Genomic DNA, 16,599 nt, shown 5'->3' on the forward strand with positions numbered 1-16,599 from the left:
TTCTATCCACAACCTCAAAGCTGTACTTTGAGCAACCTGCGGCTAGCTTCCTAGTTTGCTCTTTGATTTTCATTGACTATAAAATGGTTTTAATTCTTTTTTTCAAATCTGGCACCACTTCTGACTCAAACCAAGGATTTTTGGCCATCCAGATTTGATTTCGTGGTGAGGGGTGAACTAGTGGAAAATAGGTTGGCAGATAGTCTTTATAGTGTTTCACCCTCTCCGTTACCTTGCCACTGATTTTCTCCTGTAAATAGTAGGCTTGGGCATATTGCCCAATCAAGAGGGTTAACTGAATATCAGGCAATTCCTGTAAGAGCTGCGGATGCCATTTTTCTGCAAAACCTGCTCGCGGCGGAAGATCACCCGACTTGCCATGTCCTGGAAAGTAGAAATCCATAGGCAAAACAGCAAAATAACCTGAATTGTAAAAGGTATCTTCATCCACACCTAGCCAGTACCGCAAGCGATCACCACTTTTATCTTTCCAGTAAAGGCCTGCTTCTTGAGTTTTAAGTCCCGGAGCCTGACCGATGATATTGATGCGAGCAGTTTTTGGCGCTGCAAAGAGAGGCTCAATGCCACGCTCTGTATAGCTGGCATTCTGCGAATCCGCCATGATAGCCTGTTTGATTCTTTCGATTTGAGACATCTACTTTCCCTCCAAAAAGAAGTCCAAGCATAAGATCTCAGACTTCTATCGTTTTATTTGATCAATTCGTAAATAGCTTCGGCATAGATTGCTGCTGCTCGGAAGAGATCGTCCAAGGCGATAAATTCATTGGCTTGGTGCATGGTATCAATCGAGTCTGGGAACATAGCACCATAGGCAACTCCGCGCTCTAACAAGCGACCAAAGGTTCCACCACCGATGACTTGTTCATGACCTTTAAGGCCTGTTTGTTTTTCATAGACATTCAACAAGGTTTGCACAAGTGGATCTTCCATTGGCACATAGTGAGGGGTATGACCATGTTCTGATAGACTGACAGAAGCAACTGGCAAGTTTTCTAGGATTGACTTGATTTGTTCTGGACTTGTTCCTTTTGGATAGCGGATGTTAAGGGCAATGGTATTATCAGCACTTGTTTCATCGAAGCGGAAGACGCCGGCATTCATAGAAAGAGCACCCATCTTTTCATCCACATGAGCAATCTTGAGATTTTCACCCTCATGATCGTTCAAGAGAATTTTACCTGCGATGTCAAGGTAGTCTTTGGCTGGACCAGCAAAGCCAAACTGGCTGAGGAAGAGGGCAAGGTAAGTTGCGCCATTGACACCTGAAGCAGGCATAGCACCGTGGGCTGATTTACCAATGATCGTCACCTTGTATTGGCCAGCTTCTTCTTGGAGTTCTCCTCTAAGTTTGTGTTCTGCAACAAAGGCATCTAGTTTAGCTTGCAAGTCTGTCAAGTCACCTGAAACGACTGCTGTTGCTGATTCTGGTACCATATTTTCACGTAAACCACCTGTAAAGCTGTGAAGACGGGCTGCACCTGTATTTTCACCTGCAAAGTGGAGGTATTCCGTGATGTTTCCTTTTTCACCATTGATGATTGGAAATTCAGCATCTGGTGAGAAACCAAAGTCTGGCTTGGCGAGTCCTACGTGCTCGAAGTAGTAGTCCATATCTGCCCAGCCTGATTCTTCGTCTGTTCCAACGATGAAGCGAACTTTCTTAGAAGTTGGAAGGCCCAATTCTTTGATGATTTTCAAACCATAGTAGCAAGCTGTTGTAGGTCCCTTGTCATCTGAAGCACCACGCGCATAAAGGCGACCATCTTTGATAGTTGGTGTGTAAGGGTCTGTGTCCCAACCGCTACCAGCAGGCACCACATCCATATGGGCAAAGATGCCGAGAACTTCTTCTCCATCACCAAACTCAAAATGTCCTGCGTAGTTATCGACATTCTTAGTTGGGTAGCCATCGCGGTCTGCGATTTCAAGGAATTTCTCCAAGGCTTTTACTGGACCAGGTCCAAATGGATGCTGGGCATCAGCCTTGCTATCATCACGTTCTGAGTTGATTTCCAAAAGGCTAAACAAGTCAGCCAAGAGGTCTTCTTTGCGTTTTTCTACTTCTGCTGTAAAATCAATTGCTGTCATTTTTTCTTCTTTCTATCTTTTCTCGATGATTTCATCTACTGGCAAGCGGTAGCTTGGTTCCAATTTGTCGTCTGTGTAACCCACTGTGATCAAGAGTTCTGGGCGGAAACGGTCTTCGATTTCCAAAACTTCATTAACTTTTGATTTGTCAAAACCAAGGATAATATTGGAACCAATTCCTTGGTCTGTAAGAGCGAGAACCAAGTTCATAGCAACCAAACCTGCATTGAGTGCTAGGTAGTCGCTGACTTGTTGTTCATTGTAGCGTGCAAATTCAGCAGGCAAATTCTTCATAAAATATTGAAGTTGCTCTTCAGAAAAGTTATTAGCACCACCAACACGAGCAATCTTACGAGCGCGTTTAGCCAAATTTGTGTCTGTAAAGAGGGCAATGGTTACAGGCGCTGATGATACCTGTTCAAAGTTTGAACCGTAAGCCAATTTTGCTAGTTCGGCATTTTTCTCACGCACCACTACAAATTTCCAAGGCTGGCTGTTGTGGGCACTTGGTGCCAAGGTTGCAATTTCGATAGCCGTACGCATATCTTTTGGATCCACTGGCTTATCAGTGAAATGCTTAGTCGCATGACGTTTTTTATTTAATTCAAGAAATTTCATAATCGATTTCCTTTTCTAATTCTACTGCTTCCATTCTACCATAATTTGAAAGAGCTTGCAGGGATTTTTCATGATTAAGTTTTTTTATTACAGCCATAAAAAATATATATTGGTTCATCAAGAAAGTTTCTGATAAACTAGCAAGTACTTTACATTTGAATGGAGACATTATGAAAAAATTCAGCCTATTACTAGCCATCATCCCCTTTTTAGTTGCCTGTGGGAATCAATCCACACCCAAAGAGACTAATTCTCAAAAGGCAATCGTCCTTGCTACAGCTGGCGATGTGCCACCATTTGACTACGAAGATAAAGGCAATCTGACAGGATTCGATATTGAAGTTCTAAAGGCAGTGGATGAAAAACTCAGCGACTACGAGATTCAATTCCAAAGAACTGCCTGGGAGAGCATCTTCCCAGGACTTGATTCTGGTCACTATCAGGCTGCGGCAAATAACTTGAGTTACACAAAAGAGCGTGCTGAAAAATACCTCTACTCACTTCCAATTTCAAACAATCCCCTCGTCCTTGTCAGCAACAAGAAAAATCCTCTGACTTCACTTGACCAAATCGCTGGCAAAACAACACAAGAAGATACTGGAACTTCAAACGCTCAATTCATCAATAACTGGAATCAAAAACACCCTGACAATCCTGCTACTATCGATTTTTCTGGTGAAGATATCGGTAAACGAATCCTAGACCTTGCTAACGGAGAGTTTGATTTCCTAGTTTTTGACAAGGTATCCGTTCAAAAGATTATCAAGGACCGTGACTTAAACCTCTCAGTCGTTGATTTACCTTCTGCCGATAGCCCCAACAACTATATCGTTTTCTCAAGCGACCAAAAAGAGTTTAAAGATAAATTTGATAAAGCGCTCAAAGAACTCTACCAAGACGGAACCCTTGAAAAACTCAGTAATACCTATCTAGGGGGTTCTTATCTTCCAGATCAATCTCAGTTACAATAATACTCTTCGAATATCTCTTCAAACCACGTCAGCTTTATCTGCAACCTCAAAGCTGTGCTTTGAGCAACCTACGGCTAGCTTCCTAGTTTGCTCTTTGATTTTCATTGAGTATAAGATATATTAAAAACGATTGGGCCAGCCAATCGTTTTTAGTTTGCATTGGTTATTTTAGGAAACTTTTACAAAAAATCAAAATAATCTTTCACATCCTCTACATACCCATGCTTTTCTATTAAGCTGGCTAAGAGTTCCAGATTGTGTCCCTGATAGTTATCTTCACGACGTAATTCTTCATACATTTCTATAAATGGAAGCCCCTTGGACTTGGCCAATTCTAACTCCGCTTCGTAATCATAAGCAACTTTACGAAATTGTATATTGACCAATTCCCCATCTTCAACCTCTATCACGGCATACTGGGCACGGTGATTTTTTAACGCCTCCCAATTAAAATAGGGCATGCCAATCGACCCTGGATTGATGATTTGTTGCCCTTGACTGCCGTAACGAAGCAACTGCTTGTGGACATGACCATAGACTGCCACGTCCGTTTCCTCATCGAGGAGTTGGTCAAATTTCTCTGTATCATTCTCAACTAGCAAGTCACCACCATAGTTTTTGTCAGGTAAATTATGAGAGATAGAAAAGCGCAATCCGTCAATTTCTTTCTTTTCCAGCAAAGGCAAGCTTCGTAGCCAGACAATCGTTGCAGGATCCATTCGCTCCATCAAAAACTGGGTCAATCGCATGAGCTGGATTTCTTTTGGATGTTCCAAACCGTATTGCCCATCCAAGACCTCAAGGACACAATCATCCCAATTGCCTCGAACACTGGCTGTGATAGGAAGGTCCTTTAGCAGGGCGACCAAGTCATTTGCACCTGGACCAGGTAGAAAAATATCTCCCAGAATCCAATATTCACTGACTCCTTGGGTTTTAGCATCTGCAATCACTGCTTCTAAGGCTGTCGCATTGCCATGAATATCTGATAAAATTGCGATTTTATGGTTCATGATGGTCTCCTTCTGTTTGATAATCTACTCTTTCTTCTGCCACTTGAGGCAAGGTTTCTGTTTCCTGCGAGTTCAACTTCCTCTGCACAGCTTCTGCAACGACTCTAGGCACACCGACTTCGACAATCTCATCCACACTTGCTTCCTTGATTTTGGTCAGAGACTTGAAGTGCCTCATGAGATTTTGCTTGCGTTTAGGTCCCAGACCGTCAATCCCATCCAATTGTGATGAAAAGGAATTTTTGGAGCGCAGTTGGCGATGGAAAGTGATAGCAAAGCGGTGCACCTCATCTTGGATACGTTGGAGGAGGAAAAATTCCTGAGAATTACGAGACAAGTCCACCACTTCCAGCGGATCTCCAAAGAGCAATTCATGAGTTTGGTGCTTATCATTCTTTTGCAGACCTGCAATGGGAATATCCAAGCCCAGTTCCTCTTGGATGACTTGCTTGGCGATATTGACTTGACCTTGTCCCCCATCAATGACAATCAAATCTGGAGGAGTCAAACCTTCTCGTTGTACTCGACCATAACGTCTGCGAATAACCTCACGCATACTGGCATAGTCGTCTGGTCCAACGACAGTCTTGATTTTATACTTACGATAATCTTTTTTACTTGGTTTGCCGTTGACAAAGACCACCATAGCTGAAACAGGACTAGTCCCCATGATGTTGGAATTATCGAAGGACTCGATGCGAACTGGAGTCGGAATTTGGAGCAAACGTCCTAGATTTTCAATAGCTCCTTGGGTCTTTTCGACTGATTTTTCTAGCAGGTTAAATTTCTGCTCCAGACTAACACGTGCATTTTTTATGGCTAGATTGACCAGCTGTTTTTTCTCTCCACGTTGAGGCTTAAGAATCTTGGTATCCACCAAAGCCTTGACAGCTTCTTCGTCAATATCCTGCGGAATCAGTACCTCATTGGGAACTAGGTGAGATTTTTCTTGATAGAATTGTCCCACATAGGTCAAGAAATCCTCATCTGGATCATTGAAGTAGGGGAAGAGATTGACATCGCGCTCGATGAGCTTGCCCTGACGAACAAAGAAAACTTGCACACACATCCAGCCCTTATCCACATAGTAGCCAAAGACATCGCGATTTTGGAGATCCTTAGCCATGACCCGTTGCTTGGTTCGAAGCGTTCCAATAGCCTGAATCAGGTCACGGTATTCCGCCGCACGTTCAAACTCCATAGTCTGAGCCGCCGCTGCCATTTTGCCCTTGAGGTTATCAATGATTTTATCATCTTGCCCTTTCAGAAAATCAGAAACCTCCTGAGCCATAGACTTGAAATAGTCCTCATCCTTCTTACAGATGGTGTGGCTCATGCATTGGCCGATATGGTAGTAAAAACAGACCTTAGACGGTGGATTGGTACACTTACGAAAAGGGAAAATCCGATCCAGTAGTCGCTTGATTTCATTGGCTGCTCCTACATCTGGATAGGGACCAAAGTAGAGACCTCCGTCCTTCTTGACCTGACGAGTGATAATCAAGCGTGGATAGCGCTCATTAGTGATTTTGATGAAGGGATAGGACTTGTCATCCTTGAGCATGATATTGTATTTAGGCTTATTTTCCTTGATCAGGTTGATTTCTAGGAGAAGTGCCTCAATATTAGACTCCGTAACGATAAATTCAAAATCTACAATTTCAGACACCAAAGCCTCTGTTTTGGTATCATGACTTCCACGGAAATAGGACCGCACGCGGTTACGCAGATTTTTAGCCTTTCCTACATAGATAATGGTGCCGTTTTTATCCTTGTGAATGTAACAACCAGGGCTGGTCGGCAAGAGCTCTAGTTTTGATTTAATCAAGTTGTTCATAATTCCATTATAGCAAAAAAGTAGGGAAAAATAGTCCCCTACTCATTGGTCTCATATAATTTTCGAAGTCTTTCAACATCCTCTTCCTGGATACCATAAAAAGAACCTGCTGGTTGCATGACAGACTTCTCATCTGTATGATCCAAGCCAATCGCATGCCCCAACTCATGTTCTGCCGTATGGACAAGGCGCTCATAGGAATAGCCATAGTCAGGATTGGACAGATAATAATGATTCAAGCGCACCGTTACGGATAAGAATTGCCCTGTTAAGAGATTAGTTTGACTTTCCGCCTCTCCTGCCACAGGAGTGCCTCCGTCGTTCATCTCCGTAGCCGTAATATCCGCCTTACTAGACTCAGTCACGAGTTCAAAGTTAAAAGCACCAGTTTGATTCCAGTTCTGAATTGCTTCTAAATACGCCTCTTGAAAGCCTGAATCCATCTGGGGATCCAAGTAAATACGAGCAGAATCCTGCGGCCACCTTCCTTCAGAATGCTGGTGACTATCTGTCTGGCTTAACTTAGGCAGTTGCCCTGTTTTCTCCCATTGGTCAATACTTTGTTGACCAATTTTTACTGACCGTTCTGCTTGCTTTAGCGCTCCTTGAAAATCCCCGTTCAGATACCAGAGAAGTCCGAAAGCAAGCACACATAAAAGCACAACTATCCAAACCAGACGCCAAAACAAACGCCACACAAAAGAAAAGAAAGCCCCTATCAAACGAAAAAGCCAGCGCATGTCTCTCCACCTTTCTAGCAAATAAAAATTATTTTACTAAAAGAAGCTAAAAGAAAGCTAAATACTGACTTTTTCATCTTAACGTCCTACTATTTTTTTGAGTAACTGGATAGCTTTGTATTTTAAAGGAGATGGATGGTAACGGAAAGTACCTGCTTTGCGTACAATATAGCCATTAAAATTCTGTTTAAAACGCAAAACACCATCACTTCCATCAAAAATCCCTTGAATGCCTAGGAAGTTGTATTTAGGTATTCCACGTTTTATGCTTTCCAACATAACATATTTTTGAAGCAGTGCAGGGGAATAGAATTTATTAAACTCAGTGTAGGAACCACTAAAGAGGTAAGTCGTTTCCTGAGGCATATAAACAAATAAACTCCCGGCTAAAACAATATCTTCTTCTCCATATTTTTCAATCAAGTCTCGCGCTTCTGCTTTTCGAACTTCAAATGTTTCAAATTGACTAGAATATTCTCTCAGTTGATTTTGTTTTTTCTCAGAATGAGGATTTTTACTCAAATCAAGTCGCAACTTGTTCAAGTTTTCTTCTAGTTTACTTTGTTCACCTTGCAATTTGCTCATATAGTCCGAAAAATTTAAGCTTGCTATGAGAAACTCCGCTTGTTCTCCAAAAGTATCATAAAAATGCTCATAATATTCTAAACTTTTATCACTATATTCTCTACGTTCAGAGGTTTCTTTTGTTATATTCTTAAAAATCGATAGTTCTTCACGTTTTAACTTTTTCAACCGAATGCCAAAGGTTTCAGCCTTTTTCACCAAGGGTTTACCCTTTTTGCTAAAACTTTTAAGCAAACTCTTTTCAGTTAATTCAGTTAAATCTTTATAGTATAACCAATCTGGTTCTCCACCTGGGTAACCTCTTGTCAATCCATCAAATTGATAACCTAAATCAGTTAAACCTTGAATGACACTTTTTTTCTCAGCATCTATTGGATTACCTTGGCTATCAAAAGTTTGATAAGTTTCATAAGGTTTTACAAGCAGCTCTAATACACCATTTTGCTTGGCATATTCTTTTAACTCCGCATAAAAAACTGGAAGAGCATCTTGTTGGGTATAAATCGGCCCCGAATTGATCTTCATATGCAGACCACCCAGCATGGGCAAGCTATAAACCAGAGCTGCAACTTGAATCTCTCCTCCTTGTTTCAAAGAAAGATAAACAATTCGAGCCCCTCTTTTTTCTAACAAGTCCCCCATCTGAACAGATTGCATAAAGGAACGAGAAGAAACCTGATCAGAATAAGTACGAAACTCTTCTTTCGTGAGTGTAGTTAGTGCCATATACTTACTTTCTATGTTTTTTTCTTAATGTTTTACGGAAATCAAGAGCAAGTCTTAACAGAGGATAGAGAGGATGGGTAGGAATTGTAAATTCACCCAAGTATTCTTCGATCGTTGGATTAAAATTAGCTTTAAAACGATAGAGTCCACCATCTAAAGCATTCTCGACGCCTCCTAAATTTTGCCATAAAATGCCACGTTCAAAGGAATATCGAGCTGTCTCATACCAGGTCAAAATAGGAGCTTTATAACGTCTAAAATCTTCATCCATTCCTGCGTATAGATTGACAGAAGTTTGTCCGAATTCTAAAGTCAAGGTAGCCGCTAAGGGAACTCTTGCTTGACCTGCATCCATATATTCCTGCAGGAAAGTCAATTCCTCTAACAAACGTTCTTTTTCCTTCTTCTGCGCTTCTACTTTTGAAGTTCGAGTCGAATCAGTAAAGGTCTCTTCCAAGGCTCTGTTTTTCGCTAACTGTTCTTCTAATTCTTGCGAACGTTTAGAGACATCCAAGGTTGCCAAGGTGATGTAGGCCTTGTCCTTAAAATTATCTAACAACTTTTTATAATAGGCTTCATTCCTCAAATGAATCTCTTTCCGCTTCTCGGTTTTTTTCATCAAAAAGGAAAAAGAGTCCAATAATTCAGTTCCACCAAATTGAATCTCTACCCCCTTATTCCGTGCTGTTCGAATAGCCTGTTTTGTTGACTTGGAAAGTTTATCTTCTTCAAAATTTTCCTTGTATATTTTCACCTGAATACGAGGTTGAATGGTGTCTCCCATTTCCTCTGTTTTTCCTGACCACCTTACTCCCATTTGTTGCAAACTATCAATAATAGCCAGATTTTCAGGAAATTCTGTTTTTTCCTGATTAATTAAACTTTGAGACAGGCAAATACTTGGGTCAAAAGTCACAAAAATAGCTCTCTTGCTACGAGCATAAGACTTAATGGACTGAATGACAAAACTCAAGAGTTCTGTATCTCCATAATCCAATATAGGTCCTCTTGGGACGTAAAACATTTTATAGCCTAGCGGAAGAGTTCTAATCAAAATACTAGCTGTCGCCAGTAATTTTTCTTCCCTGTAAACACCAAACTTCTCATGTTGCCAATCAGACTTCACTTCTTCCCAAGCACTACTTTGTAATACATTGGCTAATTCATGTTCTTTGACAAACTGATCATATTCTAATGTGGGAATGCCAATTTGATAACGGTACATTTCCTACTCTCTTTCCTCCAATATCTTATTACTATTCTACTACTTTCGTTTGAAAAGTCTAGTGAAAACATATTTTATTTTAGTCCTACTCCCCCTATGCTGAAGTTCAAACTAAGTCAATCTCTCTTCTAATTTGAAATCAATCGGTAGGGTTGCTAAGAACCGTTCCAATTGTTTTTCCCAATAATACCACTCATGGGTTCCAGCGCTATGGCTATAGGTCACATCAAATCCTATTTTTTTGAGATTTTTCACTGCTAGATTATTGGCTTCATACAAGAAATCCTGTTCGCCACACCAAGCCCAGAGCTTGGTCTTTTTGTCCGATTTTTTAGCCAGACTTTCAAGAGAATAGGGGCTAGCTGTCCAATCTTTAATCTCCCCAAACACACCTCTCCAATAAGCAGGTGTTCCCAGATTTTGGCTCTCAGGAGAAAACTCTTGAAAGCTAAGAGCACCTGAAAAACTAGCTGCATGAGAGAAACGATTGGTCGCAAGAGCCAGCTTGAAACAGCCGTAGCCTCCCATAGAGAGACCAGCGATAAAGGTCTTTTCACGCTTACTAGTCATATTAGGGAAGAAGCGTTTCAGAACATCTGGTAATTCCTCTGCTAGAGCTGAGTAATAGTCAAAACCATACTGGGTATCGGTATACCAACCATTGCTGGTATTAGGCATAACAACGATGAGATTAGTAGCTCGAAGCAAGCGTTCTACATTGGTCCGCTTGAGCCAACTATTATGATTGCCAGACATCCCGTGCAAGAGGTACAAGACGGGAATATCTTGACACTCTGGTTCTTCCACTCGATTGGCATCAGGGTAGAGGACATTCACCCCCCACTCCATATCCAAAACTTGTGAGTAATACTCGATTTTCATTACTGCCATGATTTTCTCCTTCTATTTTCCGATAAGAAAAAGCCGAAACTAGACTTTATCTTTACTTATTTCAATGATTATTTTGCTTCCATGACTACTGGTAGAATAGCTGGACGACGCTTAGTTTGATCAAAGAGATACTTGGTCAGATTATCCCGAACCTTGCCTTTAAGATCTGCCCAGTCAAAGTCATCTCCTTGAAGATAGTCTTCTACCGTTTGGTTAATCAATTCTGAACTTTCACGGAGAATATCGCGGCTCTTCTTGAGATAAACGAATCCACGCGTGTGAACACGTGCCTTGGCCACAATTTTCTTCTCACGACGATTAACGGTAATTGCAACGATGAAAATACCGTCCTCTGACAAGACCTTACGGTCACGAAGGACTACATTACCAACATCACCGATAGCATTTCCGTCAATCAAGACATCCCCTGCCGAAACCGCACCAGCTGGAACAAAGTCTCCATTCTCGTAAGCCATGGTCGTCCCCTTTTTAGGAATGAAGATGCGTTCTGGCAACATCCCAACTGCCATGGCAGCCTTAGCGTGAGCATCCAACTCACGATACTCCCCTTGGACAGGGAAGAGGTACTTAGGTTGCAAAAGATTGATCATCAGCTGCAAATCACGCACATTTCCGTGCCCTGATACATGTAAACTTTGGGTAATCAATTTGACAACCCCACCTGCCTGATAAATCATATTTTCTACACGCGCAACAAAGGCTTCTTTAGCAATAGACGGAGCCGTAGCAATATAGACCAGGTCCCCATCCTTGATTTCTACATAACGATGGCGACCAATCGACATCTTACGAAGTCCATTGATAGGTTCACCCATACGACCTGTCTCAAGAATAATCAACTCATGGTCTTCAAAGCGAGACATATCTTTAGGCTTAATCAAGAGAATTTCGTTGGCTAAAGACAACTTCTTAAGACGAATCGCTGTGCGGACGATATTTTCAATATCAAATCCTGTCAAGACGATACGTCGACCTGTTTTATCCGCAGCGTCAAAAATCTGCTGAATACGAGAAAGATTACTGGAAACAGCTGCAACGATGATACGACCTTCCCAGTCAGCAATAGTTTGGGTAATTTCATCCCTAACTTCACTTTCACTAGCCACCTGAATATTGCTGTCTGCATTGGCCGAATCACTGAGGAGAGCCAGGACGCCGTCACGACCAATCTCTGCCAAACGAGCAAAATCAGTTGCATAAGATTCACTAGCCGTTTGGTCAAATTTGAAGTCACCTGTATAAACGATGCTTCCTTCCGATGTCTTCAAGACAATTCCCAGACTCTCTGGAACGGAGTAAGTCGTAGGGAAGAAGGAAACCACTGTCCCACCAAAATCAATCTCCGTATTCTCATCAATGACATGGAAATCATTAAATTTCTTAACGGCATCATTTCCTTTGACAAAGAGCTTTGCCAACTCAATGGTCAACTCAGACCCAAATACAGGAACTTTAGCCTCTGCCAAGAGATAAGGTAGAGCACCAATAGCATCTGCATGTCCGTGAGTTAAAAATACCCCAGCAATTCGATCTTTATTTTCAAAAAGGTAGTCCATCTTTGGAATCACCACATCGACCCCTAATTGTTCATTTTCGGGATATTTTAACCCTGCATTCAAAACAAAAATGGACTCTCCAATTTCAGCAATGTACATATTTTTCCCATTTTCACGTACACCACCAAGTGTTGTTAAACTAATATTACTCATTTTTCCTCCAAAATCTTAGTTTATCTTGATTATAGGGTTGCTTACCCTCTTATTCTATAAGCACTATTACTGTTAGCCGAATCTTTTCCTACCATTATACCATTTTTTTGATGATTTTCAAAATGAAGATTTGTTTTCAAAAAAGAGCTGGTTGCCCAACTCTTTTCCATCTGCTATTCTTTTTCCATTAAAAAGTCATAAATTTCTTGCACGGTACCTAGCGCCATCATTTCTTGGTCTTTGACGGTTTGTTTGAGATTTTGATAAATCTGACTTTCTCCGATCTCCCGCTTTGGTGCCTCTTTATTGACTGTCATGACACCATCTTTGATCGTCACAAAGCCTAGCTCTTCAAATACTTGAATCATCTTGACCAGCAAGATTTGTTGGATATTAAGATAAGTAGCCAAATCTTTCAGCTTGTAGCGAATATCAAACTCTGGGAACTGGTAGATGGTCTTGTACAATTTGGCAAACTGATCTCTAGTCCCATAGCCTGTCAAATAGTAGGCCTTGTCAATGTCATTTTTGAAATAAACAGCAGAAAAATTCTGCTCCTGAAAAATGGTCTTCAACAAGGTAATATCCTCAGGAATGGTTTTTACAACCACAGCTTCACTAGTCGCTATATCTGGCAGTTCTTCATCAAAATCCAAGACTGGAACCCCTTCTGGCAAGACTGCATTTTTCCCACGAATGTTAAAAAGTTGAACACCCTCCACACGCGCATCCACCATCATCAACTGGAGGGCAGTTTGGCCATTCCATTGGTTGACAGACAATTTGACTGCCAACTCTAGATTCTTGGTTTGAGAAAACTCTGTCGCCCATCTGCCTTGGCCAAAGGCTACCACTTCAAAACTCGCCTCACCCTTGGAAATTTTCAACTTGAGATGAGCATTGCCTGCCCCCATAGTACGGGCACTTTCGACCTGAAAATCCTTTATATAAAAGACAGGTTTCTGATTGTCCATGCCAAAAGGTGCCAAACGTTCAAAACTTTTGACCGTTTCCAAGCTAAGTGTCTCCAAATCCAGCTCTTCATCTAGGTTTAACTTGTTCTTGCCACCAGCATCTGCACCTTTTTCACGGACATAGTCTTCTAAAATCTGAGATAAATCCGAGAGTTTCTCAACTTCCAGCGTCATGCCAGCCGCACCAGCATGACCGCCAAATGCGATGAAGAGGTCTCGATGAGGATTCAGAGCCTCAAAAATATCGACCGCTTCCACACTACGAGCACTACCCTTGGCACGACCGTCTTCTATATTGAGAACGATGACTGTCTGCCCTAATTCTTCCAACAAACGACCAGCCACGATCCCTAGAACCCCAGGATTCCAGCCTTCCTTGGCCAAGACTTGAACCTTCTTCTCAGGATCCACCATGGTCTTAGCTTCTTCATAGATAGACTGGACGATTTCCTTGCGCTCTTCGTTTTTCTGATGAATCATGAGGGCAATCTCGTGAGCTTCCTCATCGTCAAAGCCAGTCAGCAAATCAATAGCAGGATTGGGATCATCCAAGCGGCCCAAGGCATTCAAACGAGGAGCAATCTGGAAACCAACCGTTTCTTCTGTTACTTCGTTGGCGGCAATCCCAGCCATATCCAGCATTTCTTGTAAACCAATGCGCTGAGTATGTCCCAACATTTCCAGACCATACTGAACCAAGATACGGTTCTCATCTGTCAAACTAACCATATCAGCAATGGTACCAATAGCGACCAAATCAAGCAATTCCACTTGTACTTCTTCTAACAGGGCACAAGCCAACTTGAAAGCAACTCCACAACCAGCCAAATATTTGAAAGGATAGTCCGCATCCGGATGTTCAGGATGAACGATGGCATAGGCATCTGGTAGGGTTTCAGGCATGGAATGGTGGTCAGTCACAATGACATCTACTCCCATAGACTGAGCCAATGCAATAGCCTCATGACCAACAACCCCATTGTCCACCGTCACAATCAAGGAAATCCCTTCTTGCTCGATAAAGTATTTATAAACACTAGCATTAGGGCCATAGCCATCGGTAAAACGATTTGGCAGGTAAACTCGGCACTCAGCACCAAGTTGTTCCAAACTTTCCTTCACAATCGAAGCCGAAGTCATGCCATCCGCATCGTAGTCTCCATAAACGAGAATATTTTCCCCTTCTTCAATGGCCTGACGAATCCGTTCCACTGCCTTGTCCATATCATGGAGCAGATAAGGGTCATGCAAATTCTCCAAGGAAGGTTCTAAAAACTTCTTCAGACTTTCTTGGTCCTGAATCCCTCTCTCAAACAATAACCGAGCCACCTCAGGACCCAGTCCAGCCTTCTTGGCTATCTTTGTAAAATCCGCATCTTCTACCTGCGGGGCAAACTGCCATTCATAAGTAGGTGTTATCAAAAAGACATCCACTCTTTCTAAGAATTCTATTGCTTCATTATAACATGATTTAGACGTTTTCTCTATCCAGATTGCTTTTTTATAAAATTTTAGTGAATTTTTTCAGATATGATTTGACAAGACAAATCTTTTGGTGCAGAATCATGTTATAAAATCTAATGCAAAGGAGACTCCTTATGGCTTTAGTAGAATTTGAACACGTCGAAAAATATTACGGAGACTACCACGCACTCCGCGACATCAATCTCCGTTTTGAAAAAGGACAAGTCGTTGTCCTACTCGGACCATCTGGTTCTGGAAAATCCACTCTTATCCGCACCATCAATGGTTTGGAGGCTGTTGACAAGGGAAGTCTTCTAGTCAATGGCCACCAAGTTGCTGGTGCCAGCCAGAAAGATTTGGTGCCTCTTCGTAAGGAAGTCGGCATGGTTTTCCAGCATTTTAACCTCTATCCGCATAAAACAGTGTTAGAAAACGTAACACTCGCACCCATAAAAGTTCTAGGAATTGATAAAAAGAAGCTGAAAAAACAGCTCAAAAATATCTGGAATTTGTAAATATGTGGGATAAAAAAGATTCTTATCCAGCCATGCTATCTTGTGGACAAAAACAACGAATCGCCATTGCTCGTGGACTCGCTATGCATCCTGAACTCCTTCTCTTTGATGAGCCAACATCTGCCCTTGACCCTGAGACTATCGGAGATGTACTAGCAGTTATGCAAAAACTGGCACATGACGGGATGAACATGATCATCGTTACCCATGAAATGGGCTTTGCCCGTGAAGTTGCTGACCGCATCATTCTCCCTCCTTTGACCAACCAAATTGTCAACCTCATCAAGAACACCTCAACAGTCGCTATCATCTCTGGAGTGGACTTGATGTTTGTGACCAAGTCTTGGTCAGCACTTAACGGAAACTACATTCCAGCCTTTCTAGGCGCTGCCCTTCTCTACTTTTCTCTATGCTTCCCTGTTGCCCAGTTTGGTCGCAAGATGGAACAAGCTAATAAAAAAGCCTATTCACTTTAGGAGGTTACTATGGAATCCATTTTAGAAGTTTTGACCCCAGATAACCTAGTCTTTATCTTTAAAGGATTTGGCTTGACCCTCTACATTTCTCTGATTGCCATCGTCCTCTCTACCCTTATCGGTACGGTGCTAGCTGTCATGAGAAATGGCAAAAATCCTGTCTTGCGCATTATTTCCAGCATTTATATCGAATTTGTGCGCAACGTTCCCAACCTTCTCTGGATCTTTACTATCTTTTTAATTTTCAAGATGAAATCCACTCCAGCAGGAATCACTGCCTTCACACTCTTTACATCAGCGGCTTTAGCTGAGATTATCCGAGGCGGTCTCAATGCCGTAGCCAAGGGGCAGTACGAAGCAGGAATGTCACAAGGCTTCACTTCAGCCCAAATCCTCTACTACATCATTCTCCCACAAGCCATTCGTAAAATGCTGCCAGCCATCATTTCTCAGTTTGTAACCGTGATTAAGGATACCAGTCTCCTCTACTCTGTTATCGCCCTACAAGAACTCTTTGGAGCCAGCCAAATTCTCATGGGCCGTTATTTCGAACCAGAGCAGGTCTTCAGTCTTTATATACTGATTGCCCTCATCTACTTCAGCTTTAACCTAGCCATTTCTAGCCTATCTCATATGCTAGCAAAACGTTGGCAACAAGCTGCAGAATAATACTCTTCGAAAATCTCTTCAAACCACGTCAGCTTCACCTTGCCGTATGTATGGTT

At 41.9% G+C, this 16,599-nt stretch carries 13 protein-coding genes and 1 pseudogene; 3 read left to right on the top strand and 11 right to left on the bottom strand.

Going from position 1 to position 16,599, the window contains the following annotated elements; all coding sequences use genetic code 11:
• Window positions 1-76 precede the first annotated feature (76 nt).
• Genes HT715_RS03625 through HT715_RS03635 form a run of 3 tightly spaced genes read right to left on the bottom strand, consistent with a single transcriptional unit; the run spans window position 77 to window position 2,727 of the window.
• Window positions 77-655, bottom strand: a complete 579-nt coding sequence (locus HT715_RS03625) for a uracil-DNA glycosylase family protein (RefSeq protein WP_023933440.1) — start codon at window positions 653-655, stop codon at window positions 77-79.
• 53 nt (window positions 656-708) lie between these two features.
• The gene (pepV, locus tag HT715_RS03630; RefSeq protein WP_044811976.1) at window positions 709-2,109 is read right to left on the bottom strand and encodes a dipeptidase PepV; all 1,401 of its coding nucleotides are present in this window, start codon (window positions 2,107-2,109) and stop codon (window positions 709-711) included.
• Between the two features lie 12 nt (window positions 2,110-2,121).
• Window positions 2,122-2,727: a nitroreductase family protein gene (locus HT715_RS03635; RefSeq protein WP_172922825.1), complete on the bottom strand. Its 606-nt coding sequence runs from the start codon at window positions 2,725-2,727 to the stop codon at window positions 2,122-2,124.
• Window positions 2,728-2,897: 170 nt separating this feature from the next.
• On the opposite strand from HT715_RS03635, the gene HT715_RS03645 reads away from it, so the two are divergent.
• Window positions 2,898-3,698 (top strand): amino acid ABC transporter substrate-binding protein, encoded by an 801-nt coding sequence (locus HT715_RS03645; protein ID WP_172922826.1) that lies wholly within the window; start codon window positions 2,898-2,900, stop codon window positions 3,696-3,698.
• A 179-nt stretch (window positions 3,699-3,877) separates the two neighbouring features.
• On the opposite strand, the gene HT715_RS03650 is transcribed toward HT715_RS03645, so the two are convergent.
• From HT715_RS03650 to recJ, 8 genes are all read right to left on the bottom strand, one after another.
• Complete coding sequence (locus HT715_RS03650) at window positions 3,878-4,711, bottom strand: metallophosphoesterase family protein (RefSeq protein ID WP_172922827.1); 834 nt, start codon at window positions 4,709-4,711, stop codon at window positions 3,878-3,880.
• Window positions 4,701-6,548 (bottom strand): excinuclease ABC subunit UvrC, encoded by a 1,848-nt coding sequence (gene uvrC, locus HT715_RS03655; protein ID WP_050208126.1) that lies wholly within the window; start codon window positions 6,546-6,548, stop codon window positions 4,701-4,703. The genes HT715_RS03650 and uvrC overlap by 11 nt, the downstream gene beginning before the upstream one ends.
• A 38-nt stretch (window positions 6,549-6,586) precedes the next feature.
• Complete coding sequence (locus tag HT715_RS03660) at window positions 6,587-7,288, bottom strand: M57 family metalloprotease (RefSeq protein ID WP_172922828.1); 702 nt, start codon at window positions 7,286-7,288, stop codon at window positions 6,587-6,589.
• A gap of 78 nt (window positions 7,289-7,366) precedes the next feature.
• Window positions 7,367-8,599, bottom strand: coding sequence for a peptidoglycan bridge formation alanyltransferase MurN (murN, locus tag HT715_RS03665; RefSeq protein WP_172922829.1), 1,233 nt, complete (start codon window positions 8,597-8,599; stop codon window positions 7,367-7,369).
• 4 nt (window positions 8,600-8,603) lie between these two features.
• Window positions 8,604-9,824, bottom strand: coding sequence for an aminoacyltransferase (locus tag HT715_RS03670; RefSeq protein ID WP_172922830.1), 1,221 nt, complete (start codon window positions 9,822-9,824; stop codon window positions 8,604-8,606).
• 111 nt (window positions 9,825-9,935) lie between these two features.
• The gene (locus tag HT715_RS03675; protein WP_138706762.1) at window positions 9,936-10,715 is read right to left on the bottom strand and encodes an alpha/beta hydrolase family protein; all 780 of its coding nucleotides are present in this window, start codon (window positions 10,713-10,715) and stop codon (window positions 9,936-9,938) included.
• A 68-nt stretch (window positions 10,716-10,783) separates the two neighbouring features.
• Window positions 10,784-12,445, bottom strand: coding sequence for a ribonuclease J (locus HT715_RS03680; RefSeq protein ID WP_138707327.1), 1,662 nt, complete (start codon window positions 12,443-12,445; stop codon window positions 10,784-10,786).
• Window positions 12,446-12,618: 173 nt separating this feature from the next.
• Window positions 12,619-14,841: a single-stranded-DNA-specific exonuclease RecJ gene (gene recJ / locus HT715_RS03685; protein WP_171043161.1), complete on the bottom strand. Its 2,223-nt coding sequence runs from the start codon at window positions 14,839-14,841 to the stop codon at window positions 12,619-12,621.
• Window positions 14,842-15,017: 176 nt separating this feature from the next.
• Here recJ and HT715_RS12405 point away from each other — a divergent pair.
• Both HT715_RS12405 and HT715_RS03695 read left to right on the top strand, forming a co-directional pair.
• Window positions 15,018-15,646, top strand: a pseudogene (locus tag HT715_RS12405) (amino acid ABC transporter ATP-binding protein); the annotation flags it as partial.
• Between the two features lie 237 nt (window positions 15,647-15,883).
• Window positions 15,884-16,543 (top strand): amino acid ABC transporter permease, encoded by a 660-nt coding sequence (locus HT715_RS03695; RefSeq protein WP_000443886.1) that lies wholly within the window; start codon window positions 15,884-15,886, stop codon window positions 16,541-16,543.
• The last annotated feature ends 56 nt before the right edge of the window (window positions 16,544-16,599 follow it).

This window comes from Streptococcus sp. 4155 (genome assembly GCF_013276695.1).
Lineage (GTDB): Bacteria > Bacillota > Bacilli > Lactobacillales > Streptococcaceae > Streptococcus > Streptococcus pseudopneumoniae.

Bases quoted from the DNA above. Each gene is read 5' to 3' on its own strand.
- murN (WP_172922829.1), bottom strand. From the start codon at position 8,599: ATGGCACTAACTACACTCACGAAAGAAGAGTTTCGTACTTATTCTGAT.
- HT715_RS03695 (WP_000443886.1), top strand. From the start codon at position 15,884: ATGGAATCCATTTTAGAAGTTTTGACCCCAGATAACCTAGTCTTTATC.
- HT715_RS03660 (WP_172922828.1), bottom strand. From the start codon at position 7,288: ATGCGCTGGCTTTTTCGTTTGATAGGGGCTTTCTTTTCTTTTGTGTGG.
- HT715_RS03675 (WP_138706762.1), bottom strand. From the start codon at position 10,715: ATGGCAGTAATGAAAATCGAGTATTACTCACAAGTTTTGGATATGGAG.
- uvrC (WP_050208126.1), bottom strand. From the start codon at position 6,548: ATGAACAACTTGATTAAATCAAAACTAGAGCTCTTGCCGACCAGCCCT.
- HT715_RS03625 (WP_023933440.1), bottom strand. From the start codon at position 655: ATGTCTCAAATCGAAAGAATCAAACAGGCTATCATGGCGGATTCGCAG.
- pepV (WP_044811976.1), bottom strand. From the start codon at position 2,109: ATGACAGCAATTGATTTTACAGCAGAAGTAGAAAAACGCAAAGAAGAC.
- HT715_RS03650 (WP_172922827.1), bottom strand. From the start codon at position 4,711: ATGAACCATAAAATCGCAATTTTATCAGATATTCATGGCAATGCGACA.
- HT715_RS03670 (WP_172922830.1), bottom strand. From the start codon at position 9,824: ATGTACCGTTATCAAATTGGCATTCCCACATTAGAATATGATCAGTTT.
- HT715_RS03635 (WP_172922825.1), bottom strand. From the start codon at position 2,727: ATGAAATTTCTTGAATTAAATAAAAAACGTCATGCGACTAAGCATTTC.
- HT715_RS03680 (WP_138707327.1), bottom strand. From the start codon at position 12,445: ATGAGTAATATTAGTTTAACAACACTTGGTGGTGTACGTGAAAATGGG.
- HT715_RS03645 (WP_172922826.1), top strand. From the start codon at position 2,898: ATGAAAAAATTCAGCCTATTACTAGCCATCATCCCCTTTTTAGTTGCC.